This is a genomic window from Paenarthrobacter sp. NyZ202 (genome assembly GCF_049860755.1).
Classification (GTDB): Bacteria; Actinomycetota; Actinomycetes; order Actinomycetales; family Micrococcaceae; genus Arthrobacter.
The window spans coordinates 3,296,005-3,314,696 of the sequence record NZ_CP187556.1; the positions used below are offsets into that span (position 1 = coordinate 3,296,005).

Annotated in this window: 16 protein-coding genes and 2 tRNA genes; 4 read left to right on the forward strand and 14 right to left on the reverse strand. The window is 64.3% G+C overall.

The annotated features are described in order from the left end of the window. Positions 1–32: 32 nt before the first annotated feature. On the forward strand, positions 33–956 hold the full coding sequence (locus ACPFL9_RS15325; RefSeq protein WP_426003702.1) for a TauD/TfdA dioxygenase family protein: 924 nt from the start codon (positions 33–35) through the stop codon (positions 954–956). Positions 957–1,031: 75 nt separating this feature from the next. Here the strand turns inward: ACPFL9_RS15325 and ACPFL9_RS15330 are convergent, their stop codons facing one another. From ACPFL9_RS15330 to ACPFL9_RS15350, 5 genes are all read right to left on the reverse strand, one after another. Then, positions 1,032–1,991, reverse strand: a complete 960-nt coding sequence (locus ACPFL9_RS15330; RefSeq protein WP_426003703.1) for an aldo/keto reductase — start codon at positions 1,989–1,991, stop codon at positions 1,032–1,034. A 21-nt stretch (positions 1,992–2,012) separates the two neighbouring features. Then, the gene (locus tag ACPFL9_RS15335) at positions 2,013–3,767 is read right to left on the reverse strand and encodes a glycoside hydrolase family 13 protein (RefSeq protein ID WP_426003704.1); all 1,755 of its coding nucleotides are present in this window, start codon (positions 3,765–3,767) and stop codon (positions 2,013–2,015) included. 103 nt (positions 3,768–3,870) lie between these two features. Continuing rightward, complete coding sequence (locus ACPFL9_RS15340) at positions 3,871–4,779, reverse strand: carbohydrate ABC transporter permease (protein ID WP_426003705.1); 909 nt, start codon at positions 4,777–4,779, stop codon at positions 3,871–3,873. Further along, the gene (locus ACPFL9_RS15345; protein ID WP_426003706.1) at positions 4,779–5,693 is read right to left on the reverse strand and encodes a carbohydrate ABC transporter permease; all 915 of its coding nucleotides are present in this window, start codon (positions 5,691–5,693) and stop codon (positions 4,779–4,781) included. The genes ACPFL9_RS15340 and ACPFL9_RS15345 overlap by 1 nt, the downstream gene beginning before the upstream one ends. Before the next feature lie 21 nt (positions 5,694–5,714). After that, on the reverse strand, positions 5,715–6,986 hold the full coding sequence (locus ACPFL9_RS15350; protein WP_426003707.1) for an ABC transporter substrate-binding protein: 1,272 nt from the start codon (positions 6,984–6,986) through the stop codon (positions 5,715–5,717). A 236-nt stretch (positions 6,987–7,222) separates the two neighbouring features. On the opposite strand from ACPFL9_RS15350, the gene ACPFL9_RS15355 reads away from it, so the two are divergent. Then, positions 7,223–8,446, forward strand: a complete 1,224-nt coding sequence (locus tag ACPFL9_RS15355) for an ROK family protein (protein WP_426003708.1) — start codon at positions 7,223–7,225, stop codon at positions 8,444–8,446. A gap of 8 nt (positions 8,447–8,454) precedes the next feature. On the opposite strand, the gene ACPFL9_RS15360 is transcribed toward ACPFL9_RS15355, so the two are convergent. After that, positions 8,455–10,026 (reverse strand): Na+/H+ antiporter, encoded by a 1,572-nt coding sequence (locus ACPFL9_RS15360; protein ID WP_426003709.1) that lies wholly within the window; start codon positions 10,024–10,026, stop codon positions 8,455–8,457. A 215-nt stretch (positions 10,027–10,241) separates the two neighbouring features. Between ACPFL9_RS15360 and ACPFL9_RS15365 the strand changes: the two genes are divergently transcribed. Both ACPFL9_RS15365 and aqpZ read left to right on the forward strand, forming a co-directional pair. Next, a complete protein-coding gene (locus tag ACPFL9_RS15365) occupies positions 10,242–10,469 on the forward strand; it encodes an antitoxin (RefSeq protein WP_426003710.1) in 228 nt (75 codons plus the stop codon). A 57-nt stretch (positions 10,470–10,526) separates the two neighbouring features. Further along, the gene (gene aqpZ, locus ACPFL9_RS15370; protein WP_426003711.1) at positions 10,527–11,330 is read left to right on the forward strand and encodes an aquaporin Z; all 804 of its coding nucleotides are present in this window, start codon (positions 10,527–10,529) and stop codon (positions 11,328–11,330) included. On the opposite strand, the gene ACPFL9_RS15375 is transcribed toward aqpZ, so the two are convergent. The 8 genes from ACPFL9_RS15375 to ACPFL9_RS15410 form a co-directional block, all read right to left on the reverse strand. Further along, positions 11,284–11,940 (reverse strand): NAD(P)-binding oxidoreductase, encoded by a 657-nt coding sequence (locus tag ACPFL9_RS15375; protein WP_426003712.1) that lies wholly within the window; start codon positions 11,938–11,940, stop codon positions 11,284–11,286. The genes aqpZ and ACPFL9_RS15375 overlap by 47 nt on opposite strands. Positions 11,941–12,022: 82 nt before the next feature. After that, positions 12,023–12,096 (reverse strand) — tRNA-Met (locus tag ACPFL9_RS15380). A 60-nt stretch (positions 12,097–12,156) separates the two neighbouring features. Beyond that, a tRNA-Thr gene (locus tag ACPFL9_RS15385) sits at positions 12,157–12,228 on the reverse strand. A 118-nt stretch (positions 12,229–12,346) separates the two neighbouring features. Next, the gene (locus tag ACPFL9_RS15390) at positions 12,347–12,772 is read right to left on the reverse strand and encodes a LysM peptidoglycan-binding domain-containing protein (RefSeq protein WP_426003713.1); all 426 of its coding nucleotides are present in this window, start codon (positions 12,770–12,772) and stop codon (positions 12,347–12,349) included. A 117-nt stretch (positions 12,773–12,889) separates the two neighbouring features. Next, complete coding sequence (locus ACPFL9_RS15395; RefSeq protein ID WP_426003714.1) at positions 12,890–14,947, reverse strand: DEAD/DEAH box helicase; 2,058 nt, start codon at positions 14,945–14,947, stop codon at positions 12,890–12,892. A 425-nt stretch (positions 14,948–15,372) separates the two neighbouring features. After that, positions 15,373–16,029 carry an MOSC domain-containing protein gene (locus ACPFL9_RS15400; protein ID WP_426003715.1) on the reverse strand — a complete coding sequence of 219 codons (657 nt, stop codon included), beginning with the start codon at positions 16,027–16,029 and terminating at the stop codon, positions 15,373–15,375. Positions 16,030–16,413: 384 nt separating this feature from the next. Continuing rightward, positions 16,414–17,088 (reverse strand): response regulator, encoded by a 675-nt coding sequence (locus ACPFL9_RS15405; protein ID WP_426003716.1) that lies wholly within the window; start codon positions 17,086–17,088, stop codon positions 16,414–16,416. Continuing rightward, positions 17,085–18,593, reverse strand: a complete 1,509-nt coding sequence (locus ACPFL9_RS15410; RefSeq protein WP_426003717.1) for a sensor histidine kinase — start codon at positions 18,591–18,593, stop codon at positions 17,085–17,087. The genes ACPFL9_RS15405 and ACPFL9_RS15410 overlap by 4 nt, the downstream gene beginning before the upstream one ends. Positions 18,594–18,692 lie beyond the last annotated feature (99 nt).

The following is an 18,692-nucleotide window of genomic DNA, read 5'->3' on the forward strand; positions in this document are numbered from 1 at the left end:
GAACCAAACCAATCAACAGTTAGGACAAACCCATGACCGTCATTACCGAAACCAAGCTCGAGTTCAAGAAGCTGGGTGCCCGTATCGGCGCCGAGATCCGTGGCCTGGACGTCAGCGGGGACCTCAGTGCCGAAACGGTGGCGCAGATCCGCTCAGCACTGAACGAGCACAAGGCGCTGGTGTTCCGTGAGGCGAACATCCTCACGGACGAAGCCCAGGTGAAGTTCGCCTCGCACTTCGGACCCCTGACCAAGGCACACCCCACTGTTGCATCCGCGGAGGGTGAGGAGAACGTCCTTCCCGTGGACAGCGAAAACGGCTCGGCCAACAACTGGCACACGGACGTCACGTTCGTGGTGAACCCGCCCCAGGCTTCCACTCTGCGCAGCATCGACCTGCCTGCTTACGGTGGCGAGACCTTGATTGCTTCGTCGGCCGGCGCCTACCAGGACCTTCCGGAGGAGTTGCGGAACTTCGCGGACACCATGTGGGCCATCCACACCAACGACTACGACTACTCCGTTCCCAAGAACCTGGAGCACGTCAACGCCGAGGAACGGCGCAAGGAGTTCACCCGGCTGAAGTTCGAGACCGCCCACCCGGTGGTCCGGGTCCATCCCTTGACCGGCGAGCGCGGACTGTTCATCGGCGGCTTTGCGCAACGCCTGCGGATCGTGGGTCTGTCCAATACCGAGTCCAAGGACATCATCCGCTTGCTGCAGGCCTACGTGACCCGCCCGGAGAACGTTGTGCGCGTGAACTGGGAGCCCAACCAGGTGGTGTTGTTCGATAACCGGATCACGCAGCACTACGCTCCGGACAACTACGATGGCCAGCCGCGCAAGCTCAACCGGGTGACGATTGCCGGCGACATTCCCGTGGGCATCGAAGGCAAGCCAAGCCAGGCCCTGCAGGGTGATTCCAGCACGTACTCCGTCGTGGCACCGATTTCCTAGGTTTTTAACCCAACTGAGTCGCAGTTAAGCGCGTTTAGAGCTCTCATAACGCGCACTACTGCGACTCAGTTGGGTTTAGGGGAGGTTGGTCCCCCGGGCCGCCACCCAGAGTCCGTACCATTCAGCGCGGGTCATGGTTTCCGCTGCCGCTGCTGCATCCGCGCAGGCGCCGATCCTGCCCGGGTTCGTGGTGCCAACCACCGGGGAAATCTTCGCGGGGTGCTTCATCAGCCACCCCAGGAGCACGGACTCCGGTGCGGCGTCTTTCTGTTCCGCCAGTTCCTGCAGCATGGCAGCCGTCGCCGATTCGGCGGGAGAGAGGTCACTGCTTCGGGCGCCGGTGTACCGGCCTTGGGCCAGCGACCCGTACGCCTGCAACTCCACACCCTTCTCCATGCAGTACTCGATCGTGCCGTGGGGAAAGCTGCAGGTGGCGGCTTCCGGATGATTGACCAGGACGGTGCTTTCCAGCCAATCCCGGCGGAGCAGGCTCATCTCCAGTTGGTTGGCGACCACAGGCGTTTCCAGTCGGTCCTGGAGGTACGCGATCTGGGCGCCGGACATGTTGGACACACCCAACTGCCGCACCTTGCCTTCGTCCAGCAACTGCCCGACGGCGGCAGCCGCCTCGCGTACGTCCATCAAGGGATCGGGGCGGTGCAGCAGGAGGATGTCCACGTAGTCGGTTTGCAGCCTTTTCAGGCTTCCGTTGACACGGTCGAGGATGGCCTCACGGCTCAGGTCATAGTGGTTGTTCAGCCCTTGTTCCTGCAGCCGGATGCCGCATTTGGTCTGCAGCAGGATCTGCCCACGCAGACCCTGCGAACGGGCGAGGACTTCCCCGAAGACCGCCTCGGACTTGCCGTTGCGGTAGATGTCGGCATGATCGAAGAGGTCGATCCCGATCTGCCTTGCCGCATCAATGACGGCGGCTGCCTGGTCAATCTCGCCGGCACCGTAGGAGGTGCCTTCCCAGGGACCGCCGAGTCCCATGCAGCCGTAGATGAGGCGTCCCCGCCCGTTCGCGTTGGTCATACTGTTTCAGGCGTCCGGCGCCTAGGCGGTGCGGACGATCCACGCGGTGGTGTCGGAAGGAAGCTTGCCGCCTTCCAGCGGACCACTGCTGACCACCACCGTACCGGCCGGGAGTTCCACGGGCCCGGTACCGAAGTTGGTCACCGTTTCCCACCCTCCGGGGCGGCTGAAGTGCAGGACATCGGCGTTGCCGGTTTCAAGCCATTCGAGGTCCTCGGCAGCCTGAAGTTCCCGGCGGAGGCGCAGTGCCGTGCGGTAGAGCTCCAACGTGGATCCATCTACACCGTCCTGGGTGGAAACGGCATAGTCCGCGAACCATGCAGGCTGGGGCAGGTGGGCCTTGCCTCCACCGAAGCCGAAGGACGGCCCTTCGGGAGTCCAGGGCAGCGGCACACGGCAACCATCGCGTCCGATTTCAACGCCGGGGTTACGGAAGAACGACGGGTCCTGGCGTTCTCCATCGGCGATTTCGGTCACCTCACGCAGGCCGAGCTCTTCGCCCTGGTAGAGGTAGGCCGAGCCAGGAAGGGCCAGCAGCAGGAGGGAGGCTGCGCGTGCGCGGCGAAGGCCGAGCTCGATATCCAGTTCCTCCGCCGGAGCGCCGGCCAGCAGCCAGCCCTTGCCGTCCTGGCCCTTGGGCTTGGCGCCGGTGACGTCCTGTGCGGCATTGGTACCTTGCGCTGCGGAACCGCCCTTGGGCAGCCCGTACCGGGTGGCGTGCCGGACGACGTCGTGGTTGGAGAAAACCCAGGTGGACGAGGCACCGGACTCCTTGGCAGCCACCAGGTTGTCCGTGATGATCTGCCGGAAGGACGCTGCATCGAAGTCGGACTGCAGGAGGTCGAAGTTGAACGCCTGTCCGAGTCCTTCGGGGCTGGCGTACCGGGCACGACGTGACTCATGCACCCAGGCTTCAGCTACGGCAGTGCGGGGAGGGTTGTATTCGTTGAACAGCTTGCGCCACTCGGCGTAGACCTCGTGGACCTCGTCCCGGTCCCAGAAAGGGTGGGTACCGTCAGTAAAACCGTCCGTGCCGTGGGCCCGGGCCAGCAGGTCCGCCTTCATGGGCATGGGCTCGGAAAGGTCCTTGGCCATGCCGTGCGCCACGTCGATCCGGAAGCCGTCCACGCCGCGGTCCGACCAGAAGCGCAGGGTCTTGAGGAAGTCCTCGCGGATCTCCGGGTTCTCCCAGTTGAAGTCAGGCTGTTCCTTGGCAAAGATGTGCATGTACCACTGACCCGGCGTTCCGTCCGGTTCCGTAATGCGGTCCCAGATGGGACCGCCGAAGACCGAGTCCCAGTCCGACGGCGGCAACTCGCCGTTCTCACCACGTCCGTCACGGAAAATGTAGCGGTTGCGGGCGGCCGAACCCTTGGGCGAAGCAAGGGCTTCCTTGAACCATTCGTGGCGGTCGGAGGAGTGGTTGGGGACGATGTCCACCACGATCTTGATCCCGGCGTTGTGGAGAGCGGCGGCCATCTCGTCGAAGTCCTCCAGTGTCCCCAGCTTGGGGTCCACGTTCCGGTAGTCATCCACGTCGTAGCCGCCATCTGCGAGCGCCGACGGGTAGAAGGGGCTCAACCACACCGCGTCAACGCCCAGTTCCTTCAGGTAGGGAACCTTGGACGTAATGCCCTTGAGGTCGCCGATGCCATCGCCGTTGGAGTCGGCGAAGCTGCGCGGATAGATCTGGTAGACAGCCGCTTGGCGCCACCAATTGGGGTCGGCCATGCGGTCTGACTGGGAGAGGTTTGCCGTTGTGGCGGAGGTGCTCACGAAACTCCTTTGATTTAGCTTCTAAATTTAGTATCCCGAACCAGTATGTGACGGTTGGCGCCGTTGGTCAACAACGCAGTTGTGCGGGTCGGGAGAAGATCGGTCAGCCCTTGACGGCACCCTGGGTCACACCCGCCATGACCCACCGCTGGGTGAACAAGTAGGCGACGATTGCCGGCGCCATCGCCATCAGGTAGGACGCGAAGGACACGTGGTAGTTGTTGCTGAACTGGGTCTGGAACAGGTTCTGGCGCACGGGAAGGGTCTGCAGTGCAGGATCGGAAATAATCAGCGAGGGCATCATGAAGTCGTTCCACGCATACAGGAAGGCAAAGATGCCCACCGTGGCACTCATCGGCGCCAGGAGCGGGAAGATCAACTTCCAGAAGGTTTGCCACGTGGAGGCGCCGTCCATCCTCGCACTCTCTTCCAGTTCCATGGGGATGGAACGCAGGAACGCAGTGAACAGCAGGACGCTGAAGCTGAGCTGGAACATGGTGGCCAGCAGGATGACACCGAACGGATTATCCAGCCCCAACCGGCCCGTGAGCTGGATCTGGGGCAGGGCAACCACCGGGAAAGGAATGAACATGGCCGCGAGCAGGTAGAAGAAGGAGTAGCGGAACAACCTCCGTTCCCAATTGCGCACGATCGCGTAGGAGGCGAATGCGGCGAGGATGATCGTGGCAACCACCGTGCCTGCGGTAACCAGCAGTGACATGGCAGCTCCCACAGGGAAATTGGTCAGCGTCCACGCTTGGACGAACCCTTCCATGCTGAACGGCGCGGGAAAGGAGAAGGCGTTGCCGTCCACGGCTTGCCCCTGGGTCTTGAACGCCATGGAAATCGTGACGTACAGCGGCAGCAGCACGGTCACTGCGCAGAGGATGAGGATAGTGGTTCCGGACCAGTTGACGCGCTCGGCTTTCGCCCTGGCCGGGCGGCTGCCGGTTCCGGGCGCAGCTGACGCAGGGCGGGCGGCGTCAAGGTCGAGGGTGGCTTGTTTGTTCATCAGAGTGCATTCCGTCCGCGGGTCAGCGAAAGCTGTACGAGAGAGATGAGGATGGCGACCACGAAGAAGATCGTCGCGTTGGCCATCTGGTAGGCATAGTCGCCGCCGTTGAAGCCGGCTATGACAGTCATCGCAATGCTTCGGGTTGAGGTTCCAGGGCCACCGTTGGTCAGGCCGACGATGATGTCGTAGGCATTCAGGAAGCCCTTGAAGCCCAGGATGACGTTGATCACGACGTACCCTGCAACCAGGGGAACCGTGATCTTCAGCAGTTGCTGGAGCTTGCTTGCGCCGTCGATCTCCGCAGCCTCGTAGACGTCACTTGGCACGGCCACCAGGCCGGCGATGTAAATCAGGAGCGATCCGGGGACGGCCTGCCATGCAGTGACCAGGACGATCGCGATCCACGCAAGGTCCGGATTGGCCAGCAGGCTGCTCTCCAGCCAGGGAATCCCCAGCGCCGTGCCCGCCGCGGGCAGCGAGTTGGAGAACAGGAAGTTGAACACATACGCGATGATGATGCCCGAGACGACCATGGGGATGACGAAGATGGTCCTCAGCGCCGTCTTCATGCGGATCCGTGAGGTGAGTCCCACGGCCAGGAGGAACGCCACGATGTTGACGGCGACGACCGTGACGATCGAGAACCCGAAGGTGAACAGGTAGCTCTTGAGGATCGCGGGATCGCTGAAAATGGCGATGTAGTTGGTCAGTCCGACAAACTCCCAGTCACCGATTCCGATCGAGTCAGTGAAACTGAAGAAGATGCCGACGATTCCCGGAACCGTGATGGCCAGGGTGAACAGGACCAGGCTGGGCAGCAGGAAAAGGTAGAAGATCGGCTCGACCTTCCGCTTGCTGCGCGGAGCCGGGCGGCTCTTCCCGGGTGTCGGTGGGGTGGTGATGATGGACATGGCTGACTCCCTGGTTCTTCGCTACTGGCGGAAAGCCAGGCGCGCCCAATCTGCGTCGAGTGTGCTGAGGGTGGATGCAGGATCTTCGCCAAAGATCAGCGCCTGCGTGTAGTTCATGATTGGAATGGTTTTGGGCACCAGCACCGATGGGCCCTGGTAGACCTTCGCGTCGTCGTAGTACTGCACCATCCCTTCGATCCGGGGATCCGGAGTGGCGGCAGCATCCTTGGTGGGGGTAAAGCCCAGCTGCGACTTGTTGTAGGCCTCAATTACTTCGGGCCGGTACAGGTACTCAAGGAATTCGCGCGCGGCATCCTTGTGCTTGGACGCCTCCGGGATCCATGCGGCAAGGTCAACGTTCACGCGGACGCGGAGGTCCTCGGGATTCTCGGTCATGGGCAGCGGGAAAGTTCCCAGCGCCAGGTCCGGAGCGGTCTTGGCAATCTCGCTGAACGCCCACGGCCCTTGAAGGTACATGGCCGCCTTGCCCTGCGAAAAGGCGAGGTTTCCGTCTCCGTACGCCCGGCTGGCAGCATCCTTGTTCACATATTTGGTGGCGAGCTCCATCATTTTGGCCACGGGCTGGTCAAAGTCCTTCTGGAAGGACACGGACGATCCGGGTCCCACCTCCGTCCCTTCGGCATCGAGTTTTCCGAAGAAATCAAGGGTGTCGAGCTGGCCACCCACCGAATAGTCGAACCAACCCTGGGCAATGGTCCAGTCGTCCTTGAAGGTGGCATAGAAAGGCGTAACGCCCGCGGCTTTCAACTTCTCGCAGACGGCAACCAGTTCGCTCCACGTGGTGGGTACTTCAACGTTGTTCGCGGCGAAGATTTCCTTGTTGTAGATCACCGACGACGCCATGATCGAGTACGGGAGGGCACTGGTCCTGCCCGGATAGGAGCCATACTGGTCCATCAGCGGCTGCAGGTCCTCACGGATGCGGGTGGCAGCTTCGGTGCCGGAGACATCACTCAAGGCACCCCGCTGCACGAACCTCGAGGTCTCCATGTTGTAGTTGGCCAACGCGATGTCCGGCGGGTTTCCGCGGACGAAGCTGGCGGAAACGACGTCAACGCCGGACGTATCGAGCACCACTTCGGTGTCATCCTGGGAAGCGTTGTAGTCGGCCACGAGCTTGGTCATGAAGCCGATGGCTTCCCGCTTGCTGAAGGTGAAGCGGATCGTTTCCTTATCCCCCTCGCCGGAACACCCCGACAGGAGGCCGGCCAGCAGGGCCAGCCCTGCACCCATGGCAGCCATGCGTTTAATGCGCGTCAGTTGGAAAGACACCGTAGTCCTTTCGTCTTGCGGACCCCAGCGCCGCGTTGCGATCGTGGGGTGGCAGCATGCGACCCCACGCAGGAGTTGATATAGGAGATAAATTTATTACCTATCGCCAGTATCATGTGAGCAGCACCACACCGTCAAGCCGTTCCGGCAAATGTGACGGGATCTAAATTTATGTACTAAATTTAGAGAGACCGTCCTCTCATTCCGCAGGCGGCCGAGAAAGTTGGGAGCACTGCATGCTGACAGGCACTGCACCGTCCACGCAGCTGGTCCGCCGCGTCAACGCCAGCGCGATGCTGAAGGCCATGCGGGGTGCCGGCATCGTTACCGGTACCGAACTCATGGCTGCCACCGGGCTCTCCCGGGCCACCGTCATTTCGATCTGCGATGAGCTGGTCCACCTCGGCTGGCTCCAGGAGCTGGAAAACCAGCGCGGCGCCGGCGACTACGTGAAGGGCAGGCCGGCACGCCGCTTCGTCTTCGATGACGGTGCCGCCAGCGTCCTGGGAATCGACATCGGCGCCAACAAGATCACCACGATCGTTGCCGACATGGCGGGCAAACCCCTGTCCCGGGTCACCATGCCGTTCCGCACGTACAACGTTTCGGCGGGAGAGCGTGCCGACGTCCTGGACCGCATCGCCGCGGATGCGCTGGATAGGGCGGGAGTCCCGGCCGCGTCCGTGCTCGCCGTGTCTGTTGGAGTCGCTGCCCCTGTCGGCAGGAACGGGGAAGTCCTGACCGTCCAGGAATTCTGGAAGTCGTTCGACGTCTCCCGGATCGTGTCCGAGCGCCATGGCTGGCGGGTACTCCTGGAAAACGACGCCAACCTCGCAGCCTTGGCCGAACGCTGGCAGGGCGCTGCTCAGGGAGTCGACAACCTCGTGGTCATGCTCGCCGGCGACCGTTTGGGCTCGGGCGTCCTCGAGTCCGGCCGGCTACTCCACGGCCAGCTGGGCGGGTTCGGGGAGCTGGGCTACTTGAACAACGTGGACGGCGTCGGTGACACCTACGGCATTGCGCACTACGCCGCATTGTGGGGGCGGGAAATCATGGAGTCCCACCCGGACAGCAAGCTGCGGGTCCTGTGCGGGGGCGATCCAGCGGCCCTCACGGCGGAAATGGTGTTCAAGGCTGCCGCAGACGGTGACACCGCTGCCGGGGAGGCCCTCAACCGGCTGGCCCATCGCATGGCCCGTGCCATCGGCTCGATCAGCACCCTGGTCAACCCCGAACTGGTGGTCATCGCCGGAGCCGTGGCAGCCTCCGCGGAGCTCCTCATCCCGGCAATCACCCGGCAGTTGCTGGACTTCACTTTCACTCCCCCGAGGCTGGCAACGTCAGCGCTGGGCGATGGCGTCGTGTCCCTCGGTGCGATCCGGCACGCCCTGGATTACGTCGAGGAGCATGCGTTGGACCTCTCCCCCGCTACCCTGCGAAAAGGGGCGGGAGCTTCCTAGCGCCTGCCCTACTCGGGCATCGACATGGTCCGGAGGTCCAACTGCCGCAGCACGCGGTCGGCCACCTCGGGGTCCGTACCGGGTTCCTTTCGGGCCTCAACCACTTCCTGTCGGGCAGCGTCCAACGCTATGGTCTGGACGGCGATGGCGAGTTCGCGCCCGCGCTTCCTCTTCTCTTCGGCTGACTCGTTCCGCAGGGAGCCGTCCAGCAGCTCAGCGTGGAGGCGATGCATTTTTTCCTTCACCAGCGACACTTTGTCAGCTGGAAGTTCCTTCATGAGCTCGTGTTCCTTCAGGGCGGCCATGGCCGCCGCTTGGGCGCGCTTGGCCAGCTCCCGCGCAGCCTGCTGTTCATGCGAGCCGTCCTCGGTGGCGTTGAGGACCCGCATGAGCCAGGGCAACGTCAATCCCGGAAGCACGAGGGTGGCCAGCAGGACAGCACAGGCGATCACCAGGATTTCGTGGCGCGCGGGGAAATCGCTGCCGTCCGGCAGGGTCAAGGGCAGAGCCAGCGCGAGCGCCAAGGTGGCCAGGCCCCGCATACCGCACCAGGTCAGGATGAGGACCTCCTTGGGCGACGTGGGCTGAAGGATATTGCGGCGCCGTCGCGCTGACGCGGCCAGCAGCCCGAGCCACAGGAACCGGACCAGGAACACCAGGACGCAGACCACCACGGCCATACCGATCATCCCGAAAATGGCCGTGCCCTCATCGCGGATCACTTGGCGGATCTCAAGCCCCACCAGCCCGAAGGCCAGCCCGGTGGCCAGGAGTTCCACCACGTCCCAGAAAGCCGTGCGGGTGACCCGCTCGGCGGCGTCCTGCGGCCTGGCGTGCCGCTGCAGTTCCAAGGCGGTCACGACGACGGCCACCACACCTGAGGCGTGCAGCTCCTCCGCCAGGATGTAGGCCGCGAACGGCACCACGAGGGTCACGGCACTGCGCGCCACCATGGAAGCCACCAGCTTGGTGATCACCTTGGTCAGCCATCCCATGGCGATGCCGATCACCACGGCCAGGGCAGCGCCGATAACGAACTGCACCACCACGTCAGGACCCACCTCGCTGCCGGACAAGGTAGCGGCGACTGCTGCCTGGAAAATGACGATTGCTGCAGCGTCGTTGAAGAGGCCTTCGCTCTGGAGGACAGTGATGAGCCGGCGCGGCATGTGGACCCGGCCGGCCACCGATTCCACCGCCACGGGATCGGGAGGTGCCACCATGGCGCCCAGGGCAATCGCGGCCGGTATGCCGATCCCCGGGATCATAAGCCAGGCCGCACCTGCCACGACGGCGGTGGATACCACTACGAGGGCAACCGCCATGAGCAGCAGTGTCCGCCAGCGGACCCGGAAGACCGCCCACGAGCTCTTTTGTGCCGTGGCAAACAGCAGGGGCGGCAGGAAAATCGGAAGGATCAGTTCAGGCTCGATCTCGAATTCCGGAAAGCCTGGAATGAACGTCAGGGCGACTGCGAGCAGGAGCATCAGGACGGGATAGGGAAGGCGCAGCCGGTCCCCCAGGCCCACCGCCACCACCGTCGCAAGCAGCAATCCGATAATGAGCGCCAGTTGATCCATGTTCCCGCTTCCCCAGTTGCTTATGCCCGCTTTCAACGGCACTGCCGCAAAAGCTCCCCGTCAAACATATCGGAGGGGGCAGCGGCTCTTCCTGACCAAGCCCAAAAAGGGTGTGGATCCGCGTCACGAACGCCGCTGCCGGCAGACGAACCTGGTAGAGCCAACCGGCTCCAGGACAACAGCTCCACAAAAAACCAACACAGGAAGTGGCATCGATGGGACTTTTCGAGAATCTGCAGGGCAAAGCACAGGACCTCATCCAGGGCAACGAAGAAGCCGTTCAGGACGCCATCGAAAAGGTCGGGGACCTCATCGACGAAAAGACCGGCGGCCAGTTCGCCGGGCAGGTCGACCTCGTCCAGGATGCGGCCTCGGACTACGTGGCGAACATCGACGGTGAATCCGGTCAGGCTCCGATGGCGGAGGAGGGTACCCAGCCGTAGCTTTCCGACACCTCGCACATCCCCGGCAAACCTCTACCCGTCTTTGAAAGGCCCAGCATGGTCACCCGAGATACCCAAACCTCCGCGCATGCAGCGGATCCTGATGCCGGCCCGGCCCTGGCTTCCAAACTCGGCGCCGAAGCCCTCGGCACCTTTGTTCTGGTGTTCGGTGGTGTGGGCACTGCCTTGTTCGCAGCGAGCTTCCCCAATGCCGCCAACACCCTGGGCGTGGGACTCCTTGGCGTATCGCTGGCCTTCGGGTTGACGGTCGTCGCGGGTGCCTACGCTGTGGGCCACATATCAGGTGGCCACTTCAATCCGGCTGTGACGATCGGACTGGCCGTTGCCGGGCGTTTTCCGGCCAAGGACGTTGCAGCCTACGTGGTGGCCCAGGTCGTGGGTGGCGCGGCAGCCTCGAGCGTGCTGGCCGCGATCGCAGCGGGCGGTCCCAGCGGGTTCTTTGCTGCCGCGCGGAACGGCGGGTTCGCATCCAACGGCTTTGGTGAGCACTCCCCTGGCGGGTTCGGGCTCCTGTCGGCGCTGGTGATCGAAGGTGCCCTGACCATGGTCTTCCTTGTGGTCATCCTTGGCGTCACCGACCGGCGTGCAACTCCCGGATTCGGGCCGCTTGCCATTGGGTTCAGCCTCACGTTGATTCATCTGGTCAGCATCCCGGTCACCAACACCTCGGTAAACCCCGCACGTTCGATCGCCACGGCCCTATACGCCGACCCGTGGGCGCTCAGCCAGCTCTGGGTATTCATCATCGCGCCCATCGCCGGTGCTCTGGCAGGGGCAGTTCTTTACCGCCTGCTCATTCCGCGGTCAGGGCGTCCACCACGTCCACGGTCCCGTCCGTAAACGGAATGGTCCGGCCGACCGTCTGCGGGAGCTCAAGGACCGCGGCCGCCACCAAGGCCACGTTGGCCCGGGAGGTCTGCGTACCGTTGCCGGGATCGGCTGGATCCACCTCGATCAGTCCCGTAGCCGCATCCTCGGTCAAGGAACCGGGGCCGAGGACGGTCCAGTCCAAGCCGGTGTTCCGCAGGTAGTCGTCGGCGGCTGCCTTGGACTCCGCGTAGGGGAAGAAGGGGTGGTCTTCGGGGACCGTATGGTTCGTCGCCGCACCCAGGTAGGAAACCATCACGTACCGCCGCACACCCGCCGCCGAGGCAGCATCCATGGAGCGGATGGCCGCGTCGCGGTCCACGGCATAGGTCCGGGCCGGGTTGCCGCCCCCGGCGCCGGCAGACCAGACCACAGCGTCATGTCCGCTCAGCGCCTGGGCGATTTCCGCCGTCGTCGAATGTTCCACGTCCAGCACTTCGGCAGCAGCGCCGGTTTCCATGACTTCCGCCACATGGTCGGGATTGCGCACGATGGAGGTGACATCGTGACCTTCCCCACTAAGAATGCGGGACAAATGCCGGGCCACCTTGCCGTGGCCGCCAATGATTGCGATTCGGCTCATGGACCCATTCTGTCCTAGATGTGCCAAACATGTTGGAGCAACAAAAAGACCCCGCAGACAAATCCTGCGGGGTCTTGCTCTGTAGCGGTGGGGAGGCTCGATCTCCCGACCTCACGATTATGAGTCGTGCGCTCTAACCAACTGAGCTACACCGCCACGAATGAGAAAAACCTGCGTCAAGCCGGTCAAACCGCCTTGACGCAGGCCCTCATCCAGAGCCCCCCACCGGAATCGATCCGGTGACCTCGTTCTTACCAAGAACGCGCTCTACCACTGAGCTAGGGGGGCAACGAGTAAATACTCTACCGGAGGTTTTCCGAAGCTCCAAATCGGCGAAATGACAGCCCGGAGTGGCGTCGACACAATTTGCGAAGACGCTCAAAACTTGATCTCGGAGCCTCGATTTTCAGGGAAGCCGGAGCACCTGCCCGGGGAAGATCCGGTCAGGATTGGGGACGGTATCCGTGTTGGCCGCGATCAACGCCGCGAGGTCCACACCGAACTGCCTGGCGATGCCGCCCATGGTGTCCCCGGCCTCCACGACTACCTCCTGCACCGGCGGCGCCACCGGTCCACGCTGCCCGGCAGCTGCGGCGGCCTCAGAGGCAGCCTCCCGGGTTGCCCCGCGAACCTCGGGGTCGTCCGGGTTCAGGCCCACCCGGGCGGCCTCCTGGGCGGCTGCTGCGTTTGCAGCGTGCTGCTGTTCAGTGGCTTGGGCTGCTGCGGACTCGGCCGCGGCAGTATCGGCGGAAGAAACCCCGACGGCGGCTGCGTCCTCTGCTGCCTGGCGCGCCGCGCTCTGGTCTTCTGTGGCCTCGTCGTCCTGTCCCATGGGTCCGATGGTACGTGGAGCCTACGCGGCGGGGAACCCCGGGACTGCGGTGTGACGCTGGTTAAACAAACAGGGGCCGGCTCGAAAGCCGGCCCCTGTCAGGGTATTTCGCAGTGTTTACCACTTTCCCTTGCGGTTGAAGTCACGCTCGCCGCCGCCACGGGGCTTGCGGGCACCGTCGCCGTGTCCGCCAAAGCGGGAACCACTGGCCTGGCCGCGGTCGCGGTCGCCGTAGCTGCCGGAAGTCCGCTCGCTGTAGGAACGTCCGCCGCGGTCAGCCGAGGAACGCTCGCCGTCGTTGCGGCGGAAGTCCTTCTTGAAGCCGCCGTTTCCCTTGAAGTTGCCGCCACGGCCACCCTGGTAGCCGCCGCGATCGCCGTCGCGGCCGGGCTTGCGGCCCGTGTCCAGCTCAAGGTGGATCAGCTCGCCGCCAATGCGGGTCCGGGACAGGGCACGCAACTGCTCGGGGCTGAGGTCCGCGGGAAGCTCCACCAGGGAGTGGTCCGAGCGGATGTCGATCCCACCGATCTGGGCGGACGAAATGCCACCCTCGTTGGCAATGGCGCCGACAATCGAGCCGGGCATGACGCGCTGGCGACGACCGACCGCAATGCGGTAGGTGGCGTTGCCCTCGGTGAGGGGGCGGGACGGGCCACGGGAACCGAAGCCGTCCTTGGAACGCTCGCGCTTCTGGAACTCGGGAGCTGCAGGCAGGTCCTTCACCAGCAGTGGCTGGCCGCCCTGGGCCATGACTGCCAAGGCTGCGGCGATCTCGGCTGCCGGAACCTTGTGCTCTTCCTCGTAGGAGGCGATCAGGTCGCGGAACAGCGAGACGTCCTCGGACTCGAGGGTTTCGGTAATGCGCTCGGCGAACTTGCCCAGGCGCAGGGAGTTGACCGTCTCAGCGGTGGGCAGGTGCATCTGTTCCACGGACTGGCGGGTGGCCTTCTCAATGGCACGCAGCAAGTACTTCTCGCGTGGTGTCATGAAGAGGATCGCATCGCCGCTGCGGCCCGCACGGCCGGTACGGCCAATCCGGTGGACGTAGGACTCAGTGTCGTGCGGGATGTCGTAGTTGACCACGTGGCTGATGCGCTCCACGTCGAGGCCACGTGCGGCAACATCCGTTGCCACCAGGATGTCGATGCGTCCCTCGCGCAGGGCGTCGACCGTGCGCTCACGCTGTTGCTGCGGGATGTCACCGTTGATGGCTGCTGCCTGGAAACCCCGGGCCTTCAGCTTCTCGGCGAGATCCTCCGTAGCCATCTTGGTGCGGACGAAGGCGATTACGCCGTCGAACTCTTCCACCTCGAGGATGCGGGTCATGGCGTCCAGCTTGTGGGGGCCCATGACCTGGACGTAACGCTGGCGGATGTTGGAACCGGTGGAGGTCTTGGACTTCACCGAGATTTCCGCAGGGTCGTTCAGGTACTGCTTGGACATGCGGCGGATCTGGCCCGGCATGGTGGCGGAGAACAGTGCCACCTGGCGGGTTTCCGGGGTCTCCTGGAAGATCTGCTCAACGTCGTCGGCAAAGCCCATGCGGAGCATCTCGTCGGCCTCATCCAGCACCAGGTACTGGAGTTCGGAGAGGTCCAGGGAACCCTTGGCGATGTGGTCGATCACGCGGCCGGGCGTACCCACTACCACCTGGGCGCCACGGCGGAGCCCGGCCAGCTGCGGGCCGTAGGCCGAGCCACCGTAGACCGGAAGGACAGTGAAGTCCTCCATGTGCTTGGCGTAGGACGTGAATGCCTCGGCAACCTGCAGCGCGAGCTCACGGGTCGGTGCCAGGACCAGGGCCTGGGTCTTGCGGGAGGGCCCGTTCAGGTCATGCAGTTCGGCCAGGCGGGAAAGCGCCGGAACAGCGAAAGCGGCGGTCTTGCCGGTACCCGTCTGGGCCAGGCCAACGACGTCGCGGCCTTCGAGCAGCAGGGGAATGGTGGCTGCCTGGATGGGGGACGGCTTTTCGTAGCCGACATCCTGCAGGGCGGCCAGGACTCGGCCATCCAGTCCGAGGTCGGTGAAGCGTACGCCTTCGTCTTCCGCGTCGCCTGCAGTCGCGGGAGCGGAGGTCTCGACGGCGGCCGGTGCGGTTGCCGGGGCTGCGGCACCTTCACCTTCGGCTGCGTCGGCAGTGGTGGCGTCGAGGTTCTCGTTGAGAGTTTCTGACATCAGGGGGAAATTCCTCTTCCATGGGGCGTCGGCGCGGCCCGGTTGGGCTTGGCCGCATTACACGCGAAAGCCCGGCAAGGGTGCCTTGCTCTCGCAGAAGTCCGGCGCTGTCGCAATCCCATGGCAGGACTTCGCGCTGCATCTCTTGGCTGCTATCCCAGCAGTCTGTACAGCGTTTTCTTTAGCCGGCGCTCCCTATGAAAATGCCCGCACACAGTTTGCGGGCCCCAACACTTACCAGTCCTGCCTCAAAAATTGGGCAGGATAAAGGGAATTCCGGAGTGGGGGATATATCCAGTGTAAGGTACGGTGCCGTCAGGCCGCGACCCACGGTGTACCAACGGCGGTGAGAGCTTGCGCACACACTGCAGGCGGAGCCCGCGCCTTGCCCGGCAGCGAGGCACGTGATCCGGGCCGATCAGGGGCTACAGCCCGTGGCGCCGCATGACTTTTTCGAACATCGGGTGGTAGTCGTCCTGCAACCGGATCTCGCCGTCCGCTTCCGCGTCCAGCAGTGTCTGCACCATGTCCGGGGTGGCTCCGCTGAACCATTGCCCCACCGTAATGCCGTGCTTGGGTACGAACAGGCGGTGGATGTGGTCGTCGGCAGAGATGCTCCCGGTCTTGATGACGCGCAGGTAGGTTCCCACGCGGCCCTCGGCCGTAAACCGCTTGACCCACTGCGGTTCCCCCAGCACCCGTTGGAACGTGGCACAGGGAACCCGCGGCGATGTCACCTCCACTTCCAGGTCCAGGCCGATCTTCCACCGTTCGCCGATCACGGCCCCGGTGGCGTCGATGCCGGCAACCCGAAGGTTCTCACCAAAGATCCCCGGCGGCAGCTCCCGCTGGAGTTCGGAAGACCAGAAGTCGGCGTCATCCTGGGAGTAGGCGTACAGCGCCTGGTCCTCTCCCCCGTGATCCTTGCGGCTGGCCTGCACATCACCGTGCAGGCCCAGCTTGTGGACCTTGACGGGACCTTCAACCGGCCGTTTGTCGATGGCCGTTACGCCCACGCTTCCCTCCGGGTCCGGCAGCAATTGATGGACCCGGCAGACGGCAAGGACGGATGCGGTGTTCATGCGCCTAGTCTACGGAAGCGCCCCACGGATGCTCTCTCACCAAACACCCCCTTCCGGCCAACGCTCTCTCACTAAACCGCCCCTTCACCTCCGAAGTGATTGGAGTTGCGCCCTGCCGGCGTACCGCCGCCACCCACTTTGAAGGAGTATTCTCCGCGACTCGCCGGTCCACAGCACTTCCTGCCACCCTGTGCTCTCAAAGTGGGTGGTGGGGGTACAAGACCGGGGAATCAACGACGACGGCGGGCTGGCTGGGTGCGTCGGCGGGGCAACCGGGTGCCACGTCAGTCGCGGGGCATGACCTCTTTCACCACGAATTCGAATGCCGGGCTGACACGAAGGGAGGCACGCCATCCCACGCACCGCCAGACCGATTCATGCCAACTACGGATCGAACCGGTATCCCATCCCCGCCTCTGTATGAAGGTGCCTGGGGGCCGCCGGATCACGCTCAAGCTTCCGGCGCAGTTGGGCGATATACACCCGGAGGTACTGCGTCTCCTTTGAATAAGCCTGGCCCCACACCTGGGTGAGGATCTGCTGCTGGCTGACCAGCTTGCCCTTGTTGCGGACCAACAACTCCAGGATGTTCCACTCGGTGGGCGTCAACCGGATCTCCGCACCGTCCTTGGTGATCTTCTTGCCGGCCAGGTCCACCAGGAAGTCGGGCGTCGCCAACATCGGCTGCTCCGGCTCGGTGACCAGCCGGCGGGAGGCGACCCGCAGGCGCGCAAGCAGCTCATCCAAACCGAAGGGCTTGGTGACATAGTCGTCCGCACCGGCGTCGAGCGCTTCCACTTTGTCTTCCGACGCGTGCCGGGCCGACAACACCACGATCGGCATGGCGCTCCACCCACGGATGCGGCGGATCACCTCCACACCATCCATATCCGGCAAACCGAGGTCCAGGACCACCAGGTCAACGCCGTTTCGGCTGACCGCGGTCAGGGCGTCGGCACCGGTTCCCACGGTGATGGCCTGGTAACCGTTGGCTTGGAGCGTGATCTGCATGGCCCGGGCGATCTGCGCCTCGTCCTCCACGATCAAGACCCGGGTCATGCCGCGTTCCCGCCGTGCCCGGTCCACAAAGGCAAGGTCACCACCATGGTCAGCCCGCCGCCCGGTGTGGCTTCGGCAACCAGGGTTCCACCCATGGCCTCGGTGAAACCCTTCGCGACGGCAAGGCCCAGTCCGATCCCGCCCCCGCCGCCCGGCGAGGGTGAGTCGCCAAGCCGCTGAAAGGGCCGAAACATCTCCAGCACTTCGGCGTGCCCTACTCCAGACCCGTGGTCGATGACCCGCAGCTCGCCGGCCGGCCGGTCCCCCACCCTGATGCCGGCACCCGTGCGCGCGGTGATGACGACGTCCGAATCCGGAGCGTACTTCACGGCGTTCTCCGCGATATTGGCGACCACCCGTTCCAGCATCCCGGCGTCGGCCTGTACCGGCGGAAGGTTGGGCGGAAGTTCATTCCTGAGCCTGCCGACGGGGACGCCCCGCAGTGCCTCCGGCAACACCTGCGCCCACCCGACACCGGTCAGCAAGGGGTTGACCGCATCCGCGGTGATCCGGGACATGTCCAGCAGGTTGCCTACCAGGTGGTCCAAGCGGTCGGCATAGTTTTCGATGGTTTCCAGGAGTTCACGCTGGACTTCGGGAGGGAACGTGACGTCCTCCTGCCGCAGGCTGCCGACCGCCAGCTTGATGCCGGCCAGCGGAGTGCGGAGGTCGTGCGACACAGCGCGCAGGATGGAGGTGCGCATCTTGTTCCCTTCGGCCAGGCGTTGGTTGTCCCTGCGGCTCCTGGCCAGCTGCTGCCGTTCCCGCACGGCCACCACCAAAGCGCCGAACGCGGCCAGCAGCCGCTGCTGTTGCGGCGTCAGCGGACCACCGCGCAGCAGCAGCGTGTAGTGGGGATCAACGACGGCGGCATGGTCGGCGGCGGCATGTGTCACCGGCGGTTGGACCCCGGCCCCGGCCAGGACCTGCCAACCGCGCTGTGCACCCGGAAGGCGCTCGCCGGTAGCCCCCAGAAGCGTCACGGCCTCCACCCCCAACGTGACCCGGACCTTTTCGAGGAATGATTCCAAGGTGTCATCGGAACTCAGGATGCGCAGTGCAAGTCCGCTCAGCGCGGTGGCCTCAGCACCGGACTGCGCCGCTTCCTGGGCCCGGCGCGTCGCAAGCCCCACTGCGAGCGCCACGCCACACGCCACTGCCAGGAAGACCACCAGGGTGAACAGGGTGGTCGGATCGGCGATGGACAGGGAGCCCACGGGTTCGGCCGAAAAGTAGTTCAGCAGGAAGCTGCCCAGCACGGCGGCCACCACCGCAGGCCACAGGCCACCTATCGCGGCAACTGCCACGGCGGCTGCCAGCTGGAAAAGCATGGTCACGGCGAAGTTCCGGAACCCGGTGACGGTGACCAGGATTTCGACGGCGGCCGGCAGCACCAGCGCCAGCACGAGGCCCGCCATGATCCGGCCACGCCCGATGCCACGCACCGTGGGGAGCCGCAGCAGGAGTCCGTGGGCGTCGTCGGGAAGGGCTTCCGGTGCTGGCATGGCTTTATCCTTGCACGTGGCCCGTGTGGGCAGTTCTCCCCACTCCGGCGCGACACCGGTGCCTGTGCGGCGCGCAAGGACTAGGCTTGCTTTCAGCAT

What these genes read in the sequence shown, in the direction of transcription:
- ACPFL9_RS15390 (WP_426003713.1), bottom strand. Translation starts at nt 12,772, where the DNA reads ATGGGACAGGACGACGAGGCCACAGAAGACCAGAGCGCGGCGCGCCAG.
- ACPFL9_RS15410 (WP_426003717.1), bottom strand. Translation starts at nt 18,593, where the DNA reads ATGCCAGCACCGGAAGCCCTTCCCGACGACGCCCACGGACTCCTGCTG.
- ACPFL9_RS15375 (WP_426003712.1), bottom strand. Translation starts at nt 11,940, where the DNA reads ATGAGCCGAATCGCAATCATTGGCGGCCACGGCAAGGTGGCCCGGCAT.
- ACPFL9_RS15330 (WP_426003703.1), bottom strand. Translation starts at nt 1,991, where the DNA reads ATGACCAACGCGAACGGGCGGGGACGCCTCATCTACGGCTGCATGGGA.
- ACPFL9_RS15355 (WP_426003708.1), top strand. Translation starts at nt 7,223, where the DNA reads ATGCTGACAGGCACTGCACCGTCCACGCAGCTGGTCCGCCGCGTCAAC.
- ACPFL9_RS15365 (WP_426003710.1), top strand. Translation starts at nt 10,242, where the DNA reads ATGGGACTTTTCGAGAATCTGCAGGGCAAAGCACAGGACCTCATCCAG.
- ACPFL9_RS15395 (WP_426003714.1), bottom strand. Translation starts at nt 14,947, where the DNA reads ATGTCAGAAACTCTCAACGAGAACCTCGACGCCACCACTGCCGACGCA.
- ACPFL9_RS15360 (WP_426003709.1), bottom strand. Translation starts at nt 10,026, where the DNA reads ATGGATCAACTGGCGCTCATTATCGGATTGCTGCTTGCGACGGTGGTG.
- ACPFL9_RS15405 (WP_426003716.1), bottom strand. Translation starts at nt 17,088, where the DNA reads ATGACCCGGGTCTTGATCGTGGAGGACGAGGCGCAGATCGCCCGGGCC.
- ACPFL9_RS15400 (WP_426003715.1), bottom strand. Translation starts at nt 16,029, where the DNA reads ATGAACACCGCATCCGTCCTTGCCGTCTGCCGGGTCCATCAATTGCTG.
- ACPFL9_RS15345 (WP_426003706.1), bottom strand. Translation starts at nt 5,693, where the DNA reads ATGTCCATCATCACCACCCCACCGACACCCGGGAAGAGCCGCCCGGCT.
- ACPFL9_RS15340 (WP_426003705.1), bottom strand. Translation starts at nt 4,779, where the DNA reads ATGAACAAACAAGCCACCCTCGACCTTGACGCCGCCCGCCCTGCGTCA.
- aqpZ (WP_426003711.1), top strand. Translation starts at nt 10,527, where the DNA reads ATGGTCACCCGAGATACCCAAACCTCCGCGCATGCAGCGGATCCTGAT.
- ACPFL9_RS15325 (WP_426003702.1), top strand. Translation starts at nt 33, where the DNA reads ATGACCGTCATTACCGAAACCAAGCTCGAGTTCAAGAAGCTGGGTGCC.